This is a genomic window from Kitasatospora sp. NPDC001132 (genome assembly GCF_053598415.1).
In genome coordinates this window covers 35,530-49,300 of record NZ_JBSFKF010000019.1, presented here as the reverse complement: position 1 = coordinate 49,300, position 13,771 = coordinate 35,530, and the positions used below count along the sequence as shown (strand labels likewise).

11 protein-coding genes are annotated in these 13,771 nt (G+C 72.9%); 2 read left to right on the top strand and 9 right to left on the bottom strand.

Going from position 1 to position 13,771, the window contains the following annotated elements; all coding sequences use genetic code 11:
- Positions 1-53: 53 nt before the first annotated feature.
- The 3 genes from ACWDBE_RS23915 to ACWDBE_RS23905 form a co-directional block, all read right to left on the bottom strand.
- Complete coding sequence (locus ACWDBE_RS23915) at positions 54-1,361, bottom strand: NYN domain-containing protein (protein ID WP_449789820.1); 1,308 nt, start codon at positions 1,359-1,361, stop codon at positions 54-56.
- A gap of 310 nt (positions 1,362-1,671) precedes the next feature.
- Positions 1,672-2,700: an aspartate-semialdehyde dehydrogenase gene (locus tag ACWDBE_RS23910; protein WP_449789821.1), complete on the bottom strand. Its 1,029-nt coding sequence runs from the start codon at positions 2,698-2,700 to the stop codon at positions 1,672-1,674.
- Between the two features lie 114 nt (positions 2,701-2,814).
- The gene (locus ACWDBE_RS23905) at positions 2,815-3,702 is read right to left on the bottom strand and encodes a dihydrodipicolinate synthase family protein (protein ID WP_402405270.1); all 888 of its coding nucleotides are present in this window, start codon (positions 3,700-3,702) and stop codon (positions 2,815-2,817) included.
- Between the two features lie 117 nt (positions 3,703-3,819).
- Here ACWDBE_RS23905 and ACWDBE_RS23900 point away from each other — a divergent pair, with 117 nt between their 5' ends.
- Complete coding sequence (locus ACWDBE_RS23900; protein ID WP_449789822.1) at positions 3,820-4,707, top strand: LysR family transcriptional regulator; 888 nt, start codon at positions 3,820-3,822, stop codon at positions 4,705-4,707.
- 198 nt (positions 4,708-4,905) lie between these two features.
- On the opposite strand, the gene dnaE is transcribed toward ACWDBE_RS23900, so the two are convergent.
- Entirely contained in the window at positions 4,906-8,439 is a 3,534-nt protein-coding gene (gene dnaE / locus ACWDBE_RS23895) for a DNA polymerase III subunit alpha (protein WP_449809002.1), read from the bottom strand.
- A 124-nt stretch (positions 8,440-8,563) separates the two neighbouring features.
- Positions 8,564-9,409 carry a hypothetical protein gene (locus ACWDBE_RS23890; protein ID WP_449809001.1) on the bottom strand — a complete coding sequence of 282 codons (846 nt, stop codon included), beginning with the start codon at positions 9,407-9,409 and terminating at the stop codon, positions 8,564-8,566.
- Between the two features lie 154 nt (positions 9,410-9,563).
- Between ACWDBE_RS23890 and ACWDBE_RS23885 the strand changes: the two genes are divergently transcribed.
- The gene (locus ACWDBE_RS23885; protein ID WP_449789825.1) at positions 9,564-10,367 is read left to right on the top strand and encodes a hypothetical protein; all 804 of its coding nucleotides are present in this window, start codon (positions 9,564-9,566) and stop codon (positions 10,365-10,367) included.
- A gap of 19 nt (positions 10,368-10,386) precedes the next feature.
- Here ACWDBE_RS23885 and ACWDBE_RS23880 read toward each other — a convergent pair whose 3' ends face one another.
- From ACWDBE_RS23880 to ACWDBE_RS23865, 4 genes are all read right to left on the bottom strand, one after another.
- On the bottom strand, positions 10,387-11,112 hold the full coding sequence (locus ACWDBE_RS23880; RefSeq protein WP_449809000.1) for an HAD family hydrolase: 726 nt from the start codon (positions 11,110-11,112) through the stop codon (positions 10,387-10,389).
- A 146-nt stretch (positions 11,113-11,258) separates the two neighbouring features.
- Positions 11,259-12,038: a carbamoyltransferase C-terminal domain-containing protein gene (locus tag ACWDBE_RS23875; protein ID WP_449789827.1), complete on the bottom strand. Its 780-nt coding sequence runs from the start codon at positions 12,036-12,038 to the stop codon at positions 11,259-11,261.
- 133 nt (positions 12,039-12,171) lie between these two features.
- A complete protein-coding gene (locus tag ACWDBE_RS23870; protein ID WP_449789828.1) occupies positions 12,172-12,750 on the bottom strand; it encodes a dienelactone hydrolase family protein in 579 nt (192 codons plus the stop codon).
- Positions 12,751-12,871: 121 nt separating this feature from the next.
- Positions 12,872-13,675 carry an ABC transporter permease gene (locus tag ACWDBE_RS23865; protein ID WP_449789857.1) on the bottom strand — a complete coding sequence of 268 codons (804 nt, stop codon included), beginning with the start codon at positions 13,673-13,675 and terminating at the stop codon, positions 12,872-12,874.
- Positions 13,676-13,771: the final 96 nt, after the last annotated feature.

The window sequence follows — 13,771 nt, the reverse complement described above, 5'->3', positions numbered from 1 at the left end:
CGCGCTCATACGGGCGAACCGGACAAGGGGGCCCTCGGGCCGGTCGGGTCGGCTCAGTCCTCGACGACCATCGACCCGCCCGGCACCCGCGCCGCCAGTTCCTTCCAGAACCCGGCCCGGATGGCGTAGCGGTCGTGTTCGTCGATCTGGTCGTCCTTGTGCGCCAGCAGTCCGAAGCGGGCGGCGTAGCGCAGCAGCTCGCCGTCCACCCGGTGCGGGATGCGCGGGTAGTCGGGCCAGAGCACGGTGAGTCTCTCGTTGTCGCCGAGGCGTTCGCTCCAGCGGCGGGCGAAGACCTGGCCGACCTCGTGGGCGTCGCCGCCGATGGAGGTGATGTCCTCCTCGCGGTCGGCCCAGCGCTGTTCGGCGGTGGTGAGCTGGGCGAGGGTGGGCAGGCTGTCGCCGGCGGTGACGGCGGGCTCCGGGGCGGGCCGGTCCACCCAGCCCCGGTCGGAGGACCAGCGCAGCACCGGCCCGCCCTGCGCGGCGGCGGCGTGCCCGTTGGCAGCGTGGCCGTTGGCGGCGTGGCCGTTGGTGCCGCTCGCCACCGGGGTGACCGGGGTGACGGAGGGGGCGCGCCCGGCCAGGTCCTTCGGTGTCGGCACGACCTTGAGCGCGGCCGCGGCCGGCTGCGGCCGTCCGTCGGCGGCGGGGGTGGCGCTCTCCGGGGCCGCGGCGGCTGCCTCGGCGGCGGCCGGGCGGACCACCGGCGGCACCACGGTGGGCAGCGTGGCGGGCGGGGCGGCCGGCGGGGCGGCGAGGATCTTGGCGATCTCCTGCCGGGCACCCGGGGCCGGGAACGGGCTGGAGTGCTCGCGCAGCGAGAAGGACCCCTCGATCCACTCGCGGTCCAGCACCCGCCGCTCGTCCGCCTCGCCGACCAGGTCCTCGGACTGGTTGAAGTCGCCGTCGGCGGCCTGCAGGGCCCACAGGTGGACGGCCACTCCGTGTTCCTTGGCGGTCATCATGCCGGGCAGCAGGTCCCCGTCGCCGGTGATCAGCACGACATCGGCGCAGGCCCGGTTGCGGGCGAGCTCGGAGAGTTCGGCGTGCATCGCGGCGTCCACGCCCTTCTGCACCCAACGCCCCTCGGCCCGGGTGAGCGCGCCCAGCCGCACGGTGACCCGGGGCAGCACCCGCAGCCGCCGGTGCTCGGGCATCGGGCGCCGGTCGGGCGCGGCGTCGAACCAGTAGATCCGCAGCAGCGGCAGCCCGGTCTCGGCCTCGGCCCGCTCGCGCAGTGCGGTGATCAGGGCCGTGTGGTTCACGGTGACCCTGGAACGGGACGGATCCCCGGCGAGCAGGCTGGCGGCGGCGCCCAGCAGGTATCCGGCGTCCACCAGGACGACACAACGGTCCATCGCGCACCTCTTTTCGCTCGCCCTCGGAATCAGTCGGGTGGATCGATTCGGGAACGGGCCGGTCGGCCCGTCGTCCGGACGTGCCGAGGTGAGGGGCCCCCGTCGCCGCCCGATCGTTGGGTCCCCTTTTACCCGCGGTTCGCCCGCCGAACCTCGCCGCTTGTCCCGGTACCGCAACAGCCGCCCCGGCCTGGAGCGAACAGAAGCGAGGGCGGGCCCCGTACAACGACGGGGCCCGCCCTGGGTCACGCGGCGGTGTTCCGGACGGCGGACACCGGTGGTCCGGCCGGTGCGGCTCGGCCGGGGACGCTCAGCCCCTGAGCTCGGCGGCGACCAGCTCGGCCAGCTGGACGGCGTTCAGCGCGGCGCCCTTGCGCAGGTTGTCGTTCGAGACGAACAGCGACAGACCGTGGTCCACCGTCTCGTCCGCCCGGACGCGGCCGACGTAGCTCGGGTCCCGGCCGGCGGCCTGGAGCGGGGTGGGGATGTCGGACAGCTCGACGCCAGGGGCGCCGTCGAGCAGCTCGACGGCGCGCTCGGGGCTGATCGGGCGCTCGAAACGGGCGTTGATCTGCAGCGAGTGGCCGGAGAAGACCGGGACGCGCACGCAGGTGCCGGAGACCTTCAGCTCGGGGATGCCGAGGATCTTGCGGCTCTCGTGGCGGAGCTTCTGCTCCTCGTCGGTCTCGTTGGAGCCGTCGTCCACGAGGGAGCCGGCCAGCGGCACCACGTTGAAGGCGATCGGCCGCGCGTAGACCCTGGGCTCGGGGAACTCGACGGCACCGCCGTCGTGGGCGAGCCCGGCGGCTCCCTCCACGACCTTGGCGGCCTGGTCCTGCAGCTCGGCGACGCCGGCCACACCGCTGCCGGAGACGGCCTGGTAGGTGGAGACGACGAGCGCGGCCAGGCCGGCTTCCTCGTGCAGCGGGCGCAGCACGGGCATGGCGGCCATGGTGGTGCAGTTCGGGTTGGCGATGATGCCCTTGGGGCGGTCCGCGACGGCCTCCGGGTTGACCTCGGAGACGACCAGCGGGACCTCGGGGTCGCGGCGCCAGGCGGAGGAGTTGTCGATCACGACGGCACCGGCCGCGGCGACCTTGGGGGCCAGGGCCTTGGAGGTCGAGCCGCCGGCCGAGAAGATCACGATGTCGAGGCCGGTGTAGTCGGCCGTGGCCGCGTCCTCGACGGTGACCTCGGTGCCCTGCCAGGGCAGCGTGCGCCCGGCCGATCGGGCCGAGGCGAACAGCCGCAGCTGCTCCACCGGAAAGTTGCGCTCCGCCAGGATCTCGCGGACCACGCCGCCGACCTGGCCGGTGGCACCGACAATGCCGATCTTCATCTCCGACTACTCCTCTGAATGGTGCTGTTCACGGCCGCACTCCGTCCATCATGCCTTGTCACGCGGGTGCGGCGGCCTGGCGTTCCACGGTGTGAGAGGCCGCCCGGACGGGCCCTAGTGGTCCAGACCACTGGCGAGGGCCAGCGCGGCGCGGACCTCCGCCTCCCCGGCCGGCAGCAGCGGCAGCCGCACGTCGGGGGTGGGGATGCGGCCCTGGGCGTGCAGCACACCCTTGGTCACCGTCGGGTTCGGCGCGGTGAACGCCGACAGCGCCAGGCCGGTCAGCCGGTGCCCGAGCGCCCGAGCCCGCGCCACGTCCCCGGCCTGCCAGGCCTCGACCAGCTCGACGAACCGGCCGGTCGCCAGGTGGGCGGAGGCGAGGATGCCGCCGGCCGCGCCGAGCGCCAGCATCGGCGAGAGGTACGCGTCCTCGCCGGTGAGGAACGCGAATCCCGCGGGGGCGTCGGCGAGCAGCTCGGCGGCCGTCTGGTCCAGCCCGCCGGTCGCGTACTTGACGCCCACCACGCCCTCGATCGCGGCGAGTTCGCGCAGCGCGGCGGTGGAGAGCTGCTGCCCGGTGCGGTACGGGATGTGGTAGACGACCAGCGGCAGCGGGCTGCTCGCGGCCAGCGCCCGGAAGTGCGCGACCGTCCCGGCCTCGCCGGCCCGGACGAAGGACGGCGTGGTGACCAGCGCCGCGGCCTGCGGCACCCGCGCGCCGAGCGCGGCCAGCGCCTCGCCGACGGCCCGGGTGTCGCCGCCGGAGGCGCCGACGGTCAGCTGCGCCCCGCGTGCGGCGCAGGCGGCCGCGGCGACGTCCACCACCGCGTCCCGCTCCCCGGCGGTCAGCGCGGCCGGCTCACCGGTGGTGCCGAGGGCGACCAGCCCGGCCGCGCCGGCGTCCAGGAGCTCGTACGAGAGCTTCTCCAGCGCGTCGAGGGCGACGGAGCCGTCGGCGGCGAAGGGGGTGATCAGGGGGACGTGGATGCCCTTGAGTTCCATGCCCACGATCCTGCGGCTCGCCGATCGCCCAGGTCCAGTTCACATTTCCGACGCTACTCGTAAGCTGAGCCGATGCTCGGGCCTGTACTCGGGCCGGTGCCCGACTAGGCTGGACCGATGCTGGACGTCCGACGCCTGCGCCTGCTGCGCGAACTCGCCCACCTCGGCACCATCGCGGCCGTCGCCGAGGCGCTCTCCTTCAGCCCCTCGGCCGTGTCCCAGCAGCTGTCCGTCCTGGAGAAGGAGGCGGGCGTCCCGCTGCTGGAGCGCACCGGGCGGCGGGTCACCCTCACCCCGGCCGGGCGCAACCTGGTCCGGCACGCCGAGGCCGTGCTCGCCCTGCTGGAGCAGGCCGGCGCCGAACTCGCCCACGCCAAGCGGGGGCTGGCCGGCCCACTGCGGATCGGCACCTACCCCTCGGCGGCCCGGGCGATCATCCCGGGGGTGCTCGCCGAACTGGCGAGCTGGCACCCGGGGCTGGAGCCGATGGTCACCGAGGTGGACCCGGCGGCCGTCGGCGCGGCGCTGCGGGCGGGCGAGCTGGACGTGGCGCTGGTGCACGAGTACGACCTCGTCCCGACCGACCCGGAGCCGGGCCTCGCGGTGACCCGCCCGGTCTTCACCGAACCCATGTACCTGGCCGCCCGCGTCCCGGGCACCGTCGCCGAACAGCGCGCCGCGCCGTGGATCATGTCCCCGCCCGACACGCTCTGCCACACCATGGCCGTCCGCGCCTGCGAGGCGGCGGGCTTCGCACCCCGGATCCGGCACCAGATCGACGACTTCACCACCGTGCTGGCCCTGGTGGCGGCCGGCCAGGGCGTCGCCCTGGTGCCCCACCTGGGCACGGCCGGACTCCCGCCCGGCGTCGTCCTCACCCGCCTGCCGATGTACCGCCGCACCCGCGCCGCCTTCCGCGCCGGCGCCGGCTCCCACCCGGCCATCTCCGCCTTCGTCTCGGCCCTGCACACGGCCGTCCCACCCGGCCTCGGCAGCGGCACCTGACACCCCCACACCCTCCCGACGCCGCCCACCGCCGCTCCCCCGACAGCAGCTCCCCGCGCCCCTCGCCCCCGCACCCTCCCCTTCCCCCTCCCCACAACAGGAGTCCCCCGCGCCCGAAGGGGCGCGGGGAACTGCGCGAAGCGGAAGGCCGCTACCCGCACTCGAGCACCGGCAGCCGCTCCCGGCCGCCGCCCGGTCTCACCCCGCCAGACAGCTCGGCCCGAGCAGCTGCTTCAGATCCCCGAACAGCGCCGGGTCCGACTTCACCCGGTGCCGGTCCAACCGCAGCACCGTGGTCTTGTTGCGGCCCTCCAGCCGCACCCGCACCTCGGTGGTGCCGCGGTGGCTCCCGAGCACCTCGCCGAGCCGGGCCACCAGCGGCGGGGTGATCTTCCCGTTCGGGATGTTGATGGTGATCGGCGCCTCGGCGTGGGCGTTCGACAGGTCGGGGACGGACAGCTCCATCCCCATCAGCCTCGGCACGTCCTCCCGCTTGTCCAGCTTGCCGCGCACGAACACCACGGCGTCCTCGACCAGTTGCGAGGACACCAGCTGGTAGCTCGCCGGGAAGAACATGCAGTCGATGGACCCCGCGAGGTCCTCCACCGTGGCGATCGCCCACGCGTTGCCCTGCTTGGTCATCTTCCGCTGGAGGCCCGAGATGATGCCGCCGATGGTGACGATCGTCCCGTCCGGCCGCTCCGCGAGGTCGGCCACCGCGCAGTCCGCCTTGTCGGCGAGCACGTGCTCGATGCCGTGCAGCGGGTGCGAGGAGACGTACAGGCCGAGCATCTCCCGCTCCTGGGTGAGCAGGAAGGACTTCTCCCACTCCTCCTCGGAGAAGACGACGTCCAGCCCGAAGCTCGGCTCGTCCGTGGTGGCGTCGCCGCCGAAGAGGTCGAACTGCCCCTCGGCCTCCTTGCGCTTCACGCCGACGACGTTGTCGATCATCGGCTCGAACTGCGCGCTCAGGCCCTTGCGGGTGTGCCCGAGCGAGTCGAACGCACCGGCCTTGATCAGCGATTCGACGGTCCGCTTGTTGCAGACCACCGACTCCACCTTGTCCAGGAAGTCGGGGAAGGACGCGAACTTCCCCTTCGCCTTCCGGGTCCGGATCATCGAGTCGACCACCGGCCCACCGACGTTGCGGATGGCGGTCAGGCCGAAGCGGACCAGGGTGTCACCGTGCGGGGTGAAGTCCGAGTCCGACTCGTTGACGTCCGGCGGCAGCACCTGGATGCCCATCTTGCGGCACTCGTTGAGGTAGACCGCGGACTTGTCCTTGTCGTCCTTGACGGAGGTGAGCAGGCCGGACATGTACTCGGCCGGGTAGTTGGCCTTGAGGTAGGCGGTCCAGTAGGAGACCAGCCCGTAGCCGGCGGTGTGCGCTTTGTTGAACGCGTAGCCGGAGAAGGGGACGAGGACGTCCCACACGGCCTGGATGGCCTCGTCGGAGTAGCCGCGCTCGCGGCAGCCCTTCTGGAAGGGGACGAACTCCGCCTCCAGGATCTCCTTCTTCTTCTTGCCCATCGCCCGGCGCAGCAGGTCGGCCTGGCCGAGGGAGTAACCGGCCAGGATCTGCGCGGCCTTCTGCACCTGCTCCTGGTAGACGATCAGGCCGTACGTCGGCCGGAGCACCTCTTCCAGGGGCTTCTCCAGCTCCGGGTGGATCGGAGTGATCTCCTGCTGCCCGTTCTTGCGCAGCGCGTAGTTCGTATGGGAGTTGACGCCCATCGGGCCCGGGCGGTACAGCGCCAGGACGGCGGAGATGTCCTCGAAGTTGTCGGGCTTCATCAGGCGCAGCAGCGAGCGCATCGGCCCGCCGTCGAGCTGGAAGACGCCGAGCGTGTCGCCGCGGGCGAGGAGTTCGTAGGTCGGCTTGTCGTCCAGGGGCAGATCAAGCAGGTTGATCTTGATGCCCTTGTTCTTCTCGATCGCCTTGACGGCGTCGTCCATGATCGTCAGGTTGCGCAGGCCGAGGAAGTCCATCTTGAGGAGGCCGAGGCTCTCACAAGTGGGGTAGTCGAACTGCGTGATGGTGACGCCGTCGGTGTGCCGGGTCCAGACCGGGATGTGGTCGGTCAGCGGCTCGGCGGACATGATGACGCCCGCGGCGTGAACGCCGGGCTGGCGGATCAGGCCCTCGATGCCGCGCGCGGTGTCGATGACCTTCCGGACGTCCGGGTCGGTCTCGTACAGCCCGCGGATCTCCCCGGCCTCGCTGTAGCGCGGGTGCGAGGGGTCGGTGATGCCGGAGAGCGGGATGCCCTTGCCCATGACGTCCGGCGGCATCGCCTTGGTGATCCGGTCGCCCATCGCGTACGGGTAGCCGAGGACGCGCGAGGAGTCCTTGATGGCGGCCTTCGCCTTGATGGTGCCGTACGTGACGATCATGGCGACCTTGTCGGATCCCCACTTCTCGGTCACGTAGCGGATCACGTCACCGCGCCGGCGCTCGTCGAAGTCGATGTCGACGTCGGGCATGGAGATGCGCTCGGGGTTGAGGAAGCGCTCGAAGATCAGGCCGTGCGGGATCGGGTCGAGGTCGGTGATGCCCATCGCGTACGCGACCAGCGAGCCGGCCGCCGAACCGCGGCCGGGGCCCACCGCGATGCCCTGGCTCTTGGCCCACATGATGAAGTCGGCGACCACGAGGAAGTACGCCGGGAACCCCATCTGGATGATGGTGTCCATCTCGTACTCGGCGAGCTTCTTGTGCTCCTCGTCGTACCCGTTCGGGAAGCGCCAGTCCATGCCCTCCCAGACCTTGGACTTGAAGAAGTCCGCCTCGGACTCGAAGCCCTCCGGGATGGGGAAGCGGGGCATCAGGTTCTTGAACTTGAACATGCCCTCGGTGTCGACCCGGGAGGCGACGAGGAGCTGGCTGTTGCGGCAGCCCTCCTGCCAGGCGTCGGAGGAGTCCAGGGCGTACATCTCGGCCGCTGACTTGATGTAGTAGCCGGTGCCGTCGAAGCGGAAGCGGTCCGGGTCCGAGAGGTTCTTGCCGGTCTGGACGCAGAGCAGCAGGTCGTGCGCGCCGGCGTCGGCCTCGGTGGTGTAGTGCGAGTCGTTGGTGACGACCGGGGGAATGCCCAGCTTCCTGCTGATCTCCAGCAGCCCGTCGCGGACCCGCCTCTCGATGTCGAGACCGTGGTCCATCAGCTCCAGGAAGTAGTTCTCCTTGCCGAAGATGTCCTGGTAGTCGGCGGCCGACTTGAGGGCCTCGTCGAACTGGCCGAGGCGCAGCCGGGTCTGCACCTCGCCGGAGGGGCAGCCGGTGGTGGCCATCAGGCCGCCGGAGAGCTCGGAGATCAGCTCCTTGTCCATCCGGGGCCACTTCACCAGCCAGCCCTCGGCGTAGGAGCGCGAGGTCAGCTTGAAGAGGTTGTGCAGGCCCTCCTTGTTGCGGGCCCAGATGGTCTTGTGGGTGTACGCGCCGGACGCGGAGACGTCGTCCCGCTTCTGGTGCGGCTGGCCCCACAGGATGCGCTTGGTGTTGGAGCGGGACTCCGGGGCGACGTACGCCTCGATGCCGATGACGGGCGTGATGCCGGCGGCGGTGGCCTGCTTGTGGAACTCGGCGGCGCCGTACATGTTGCCGTGGTCGGTCATGGCCACGTGGGTCTGGCCGAGGCGCTCGACCTCCTTGAACATCTGCTTCAGCCGGGCGGCACCGTCCAGCATCGAGTACTCGGTGTGGACGTGCAGATGCGCGAACGGCTGGTCGCTCAAGGCGGGGCCTCCGGAGGCTCTGGTGCTGGTCTGGTGGGCCGGCGAACGTGCAGGTCACAGGGGATGCCCTGGAAATGGATGTGGCCCGGAGCGCCTCTCGGGGCCCGGACCACCACTCACGCGTTCACGCGTCTACTTTAGCCCCCTCGAACAGCTGACGACCCAGCCCCGAGAGTCGCGCCGCGGCGGCCTCGCGGACCTCCGGCGCCTCCAGCGGATCGTCCCGCAGGCCGCCGAGGCGGGCCCGCACGGCGGGCCGGTCGGGGGCGTGGCGGACGCCGAGGAGCCGGGCCCGCGTTTCGCAGTCGTCCAGCGACTCGACGTACACCTCGGGCATGCCCGCGGCCCCCATCGCCGCCAGCGCCTCCAGGTAGGCGGGGCGCTCGGACGAGTGCGGGGTCGAGAGCCAGAAGCGGCGCAGCAGGGAGACGGCGTCGGCGGCCCGCGGGCCGAAGCGGGCGAGGTCGCGGGCGAGGGCGGCGGGGCCGCACCAGGTCCGCGCCACCCAGCACCGCTCCAGCTCGGCGACCAGGGCCGGTATGTCGCGCTCGTCGCCGGGGCCCGCCGGCGGGTACGCGTCGCCGCGGTCCGGGCAGGCGTCCTTCGGGGGGTGGTGCGGGGTCGGGCCGTCCGGCGCCGGGGCGGGGTCCGGCAGTGCCGCCCGGGCCTGCGCCGAGCCGCCGAGCGCGAGCAGTTCCAGGACCCGGGTGGCCCGGTGCCGGGTGCCCTCGTCGCCGGACAGGAGCTCCACCACCGGTGCGAGCGGCAGCCCCAGGTCCCGGATCAGGCGGGCGAGGTAGCGGTCCCGGTCGTCGGCCGTCGGGTCCCATCGCCAGTCCCAGCGGATGCAGCCGTACACCAGCTCGGCGACCGACGGGCCGTCCTCGGCGGCGATCAGCGCGCCCTGGCCGCGGCCGCGCTGCAGGAGCCCGGGCAGGGTGGTCGTCGGCGCGTAGTGGTCGGTGTGCATGGGGTCCATCGTGCCGCAGCCCCCGGGGCGCGGGCGGCGGGGCGGGCGGTCGGACGGCGGTCCGGACGGGCGGCCCGCCTTCGGATCATCCGTCAATTCTCCTACGCACCAACACCCTTGATGTGGACCCGCCACTCCTGCTTGACTGGCCGCCGTGACCGACACCACCCCCACACCCGACGCCCCCGACGCCCTCGGCAGCCTCCTCAGCCGCCACCCGGTCGCCAACCGCACCCGGTGGACCAATGCCGCCTGGGCCCTGGCCGTCGGGGTTCCGCTCTCCTGGCTCGGCCTGTGGCTCCTGCTCCGGAGCGGCGACTCCGGCGGCCGGGCGCTGGGCGTGCTCATCGGTCTCGGCGTCAGCGGGCTCTGGCTCGGCGCGGCCCAGGCTGTACGGGCGCTGCGGGGTGGCAGGGGCGAGTACTTCGAGCTCCGCGAGAACGGCCTGACCCACGGCAACGCCCATGGAGCAACGGGGAGTTGGACCTGGGAGCAGATCACCACGATCACCACCCGCCCGGGCGGCGGCACGGCCGGCGCCCTCGCCCACCGGTTCGGCAACGACTACCGCTGCGTCCTCGGCCTGGCCGACGGCGGACGGCTCCGGGTGGACGGCCTGGCGGCCGGCGCCTCCACCCTTGGCAACGCGGTGATCGACCGCTGCCCGCACGCCCGTATGGTCGACCCGGACGGCTGGACCCGCCGGTTCGGCGGCCTGCTGCTGCTGGGCGCGGCGCTCTGCGTCGGTGGCGTCATCGCCATGGTCGGCTACATATCCGCCCACCCGGACTACGAGAAGGTCACGGTGGAGGCCTCCGGCATGGTCGACCACGAGTACGTCCACGCCGTCGACGACGGCACGATCATGCTGCTCGCCCTCGGCATCGCGGCCTGCGCACTGGGCGCCGTCATCCTCCTCGCCCTCTTCGTCCACGGCCGCCTGCACCGCCGGCTCTGACCCGCCCGCCCGCCCCGGCTCAGCCACCGTGCGGCCCGGCCGTCAGCACCACCGCCACCAGCCCGTCCGGGTCGGTCAGCACGAGCGGCCCCGCGTCACCGGCGTGGTCCACCACCAGCGCGGTGAAGTCCGGCACCGCGACCACCGCGCCCGCCGCCACCAGGGCCGGCCCGCCGATGCCGACGCACACCGCCCCCGCGTCGACCGCCGAGCGGACCCCGCTGACCGAGTCCTCGAAGACCAGCGTGCGCTGCGGCCGGATCCCGAGCCCCCGGCAGGCCGCCAGGTACGGGTCCGGGTGCGGCTTGCCCCGCTCGACGTCGTCCCGGGTGACGCGCACCCGGAAGACGTCGAGCAGGCCGAGCCCGCCGAGCGCGTTCTCGATCTTCCGCGGCCAGCTGCTGGTGGCCAGGCCCACCGGCACGCCCGCCCGCCGGAGCCGGGCGGCCAGCCCGTCGGCCCCGGGGATCACCGGGTACGGGGCCTCCTCCTCGACGGTGTCCACCTCGGCCCAGATCGCCTTCCGGGCGGCGTCCGAGTGGTCGGGGAAGATCAGCCGGACCGTCTGGTCGCCGGTCCGCCCGTGGACGTACTCCTCCAGCTCCGGGTCCGTCAGCACCCGGCCGTGGCGCCGAGCCACCGACCGCCACGCCTCCTCGATCACCGGCCTGGAGTCGATCAGGACCCCGTCCATGTCGAAGACGACGGCCTCGACCTCGTACCGCGTCCCGGCTTGCGGCTGCATCGGTCTCCTCACTCGGTGCTCGCGCCATACGGTCTGACGATGGTTCACACTCTCCCGGCCGACGGGCCGGACGGTCAATTGGACTAGACCTCGCTTCGCAGCCCTGGCCCCTCGCCCGCCCGGCCCACCCCCCGGGTCGGGCCCGGTCAGACCGACTGCCGCGCCATGAAGCCCTCGGCGGAGTCCTTCCAGACCAGGTACACGTCGTCCACCAGCAGCAGGTCGACCACCTCGTCGAGCACCGGGTCGAGCGCGTCGCGGTGCGAGCCGACGATCGGCTCCTCGTGCTTGTTGAACGAGGTGTTCACCAGCGCGGCCTGCCCGCTGCGCTCGTACCAGGCCATCAGCAGACCGTGCAGGAACGGGTCGTCCTGGGCCCGGACGGTCTGCGGCCGGGCGGTGTTGTCGACGTGCACCACCGCCGGGCAGGCCTTGGCGAAGGTCTCGTGGCAGTCGTAGGTGATCGTCATGAACAGCGCCGAGGGCTGCTCGGGGTCCCAGCCCACGTAGCAGGCGGCCGCCAGGTCCTCGGCGGTGATCGGCGCGAAGGGCACGAACTCGGTACGGTTCAGGCGCTTGTTGAGCCAGTCGTTCATCGTCACGTCGGCGGTGCCGTAGATGACGCTGCGACGCCCGAGCGCACGCGGGCCGAACTCCGTCCGGCCGCGGTAGGTGCCGATGACCTGGTCCGCCTCCAGCGCGGCGAGCAGCACCTCGCGCATGTCCTCGCCGATCCGCCGGTAGCGCAGCTCGGGGTAGTCGTGCAGGATCTCCTCCAGCCGGCCCTCGGAGATCGCCGCGTCCGGCCCGAGCGCCATCGAGGGCACCCGCTGGCGCTCTCCGGTCTCCCGGTGGGCCACCACCACGGCGGCCTGCAGCGGCAGCCCGCCGTCACCCATCGGGGGCAACACGTAGGTGTTCCGCACGCCAGTCCTTCCGGCCCGGCGCCGGGCCCCGGTCACGGCGCCGGGTTCCGTCTCGACGTCGGCTCCCGGTCACGGCGCCGGGTTCCGGCCCGGCGCCGGTTCTCGGTCACGGCGCCGGCTCCCGGCCGAGGCGTCAGTCGTCCAGCTCCGCCAGGAAGTCGAGCGACGCCGCCCAGGCGCGCTCGGCCGCTTCCTCGTCCCAGTCCGGCAGCTCCGGGTCGGTGAACAGGTGTCCGGCGCCCCGGTAGCGGTGCACCTCCACCTCGGCCCCGGCCCGCCGCATCCGCAGGTACCAGGCGTTCAGCCAGTCCTCCGGCTCGAACGGGTCCGGCTCCGCGATGTGCAGCTGCACCGGGATCTCGGTGGCCGCGTCCTCCCGCAGGTCCGAGGTGCCGTGCAGGAGCAGCAGTCCGCGCGCCTTCTCGTCGGCCAGCGCCAGGTTCTGCGCCACCGCGCCGCCGAGCGAGAAGCCGGCGTACACCAGCCCGCCCTCGGACACCGGCGCGGCCGCCGTCACCGCCCGCCGCAACAGCTCGTCGCGGCCGCCGAGCTCCTCCTGGAACTCCTGCGCCTCCTCGACGGAATCGAAGGTCCGCCCGTCGAACAGGTCCGGCGTGTGCACGGTGTGCCCGGCGGCGCGCAGCCGCTCGGCGGCGGCGTGCACGGCCGGGCGCAGTCCGTAGGCGGAGTGGAAGAGGATGATCTGGGCCACGGTCGGGGTCCTTCACCAGGGAGGTCAGCTACCCACCCATGATCGCGCATCCCCCGCCGGGCCCCGCGAACGCACGTCCGGCCGCCCGCGAACGCACGTCCGGCCGGGGCCCGGCGGTCGTTCAGGACACCACGTCCTTGCGCCCGAAGCCGCGGAACGCCAGCGCCAGCAGCACCACCGCGTACGAGAGCGACAGCGAGACGCCCTGCACCATGCCACCCCACTCCAGCTGCGGCTGCAGGGCGTCCGCCCACGAGTACTGCCAGTGCGCCGGCAGCCACTCCCGCAGGTCGCCCAGCGCGGTGACGGCGTCCAGCACCCCGGTGATGATCGAGGCGAACACGGCGCCGCCGACCGCGCCCAGCGGCGCGTCCGTCGCGGTGGAGAGCCAGAACGCGAGCGCGGCGATCACGATCTCGCCGAGGAACACGAAGGCCACCGCGATGGCGATCCGGGGCAGCACCTGTCCGGCCGGCAGGCTGACCCCGGCGGGCAGCTTGAGGTCTCCCCAGCCGTACGCCGCCGTGCCGACGACCAGTCCGATCGCGGGCAGCATCGCCACCGCCACCGCCGAGAACCCCAGCCCGACCGCGAACTTGCGGGCCAGCAGCCGGGCCCGGGGCACCGGCGCGGCCAGCAGGTAGCGCAGCGAGGACCAGCTGGCCTCGGAGGCGACGGTGTCCCCGCAGAACAGCGCGACCGGGATCACCAGCATGAAGCCGGTGCCGACGAACAGCATGGTGACCGCGAAGTTGGCCCCCGAGGCGGTGGCCAGCTCGATGAAGGTGGTGCGGCCCGGACGGCCGGGGGTACCGCCGATCTGGAACGCGGCCAGGATGACGAACGGCATGGCGGCCAGCACCCCGCCGATCACCATGGTGCGGCGCCGGCGCAGTTGCCGCATCGCCTCCACCCGCAGCGGCAGCGTCCGGCTCGCCCGGTACCCCTCGGCGTGGTCCGCCGACCCGGCACGGTCCTTCGATCCGGCACGGTCCTTCGACTCGGCGCGGTCCTCAGGAAC

Coding starts and splice junctions, on each gene's coding strand:
- ACWDBE_RS23915 (WP_449789820.1), bottom strand. CDS start 1,361: ATGGACCGTTGTGTCGTCCTGGTGGACGCCGGATACCTGCTGGGCGCC.
- ACWDBE_RS23910 (WP_449789821.1), bottom strand. CDS start 2,700: ATGAAGATCGGCATTGTCGGTGCCACCGGCCAGGTCGGCGGCGTGGTC.
- ACWDBE_RS23905 (WP_402405270.1), bottom strand. CDS start 3,702: ATGGAACTCAAGGGCATCCACGTCCCCCTGATCACCCCCTTCGCCGCC.
- ACWDBE_RS23900 (WP_449789822.1), top strand. CDS start 3,820: ATGCTGGACGTCCGACGCCTGCGCCTGCTGCGCGAACTCGCCCACCTC.
- ACWDBE_RS23890 (WP_449809001.1), bottom strand. CDS start 9,409: ATGCACACCGACCACTACGCGCCGACGACCACCCTGCCCGGGCTCCTG.
- ACWDBE_RS23880 (WP_449809000.1), bottom strand. CDS start 11,112: ATGCAGCCGCAAGCCGGGACGCGGTACGAGGTCGAGGCCGTCGTCTTC.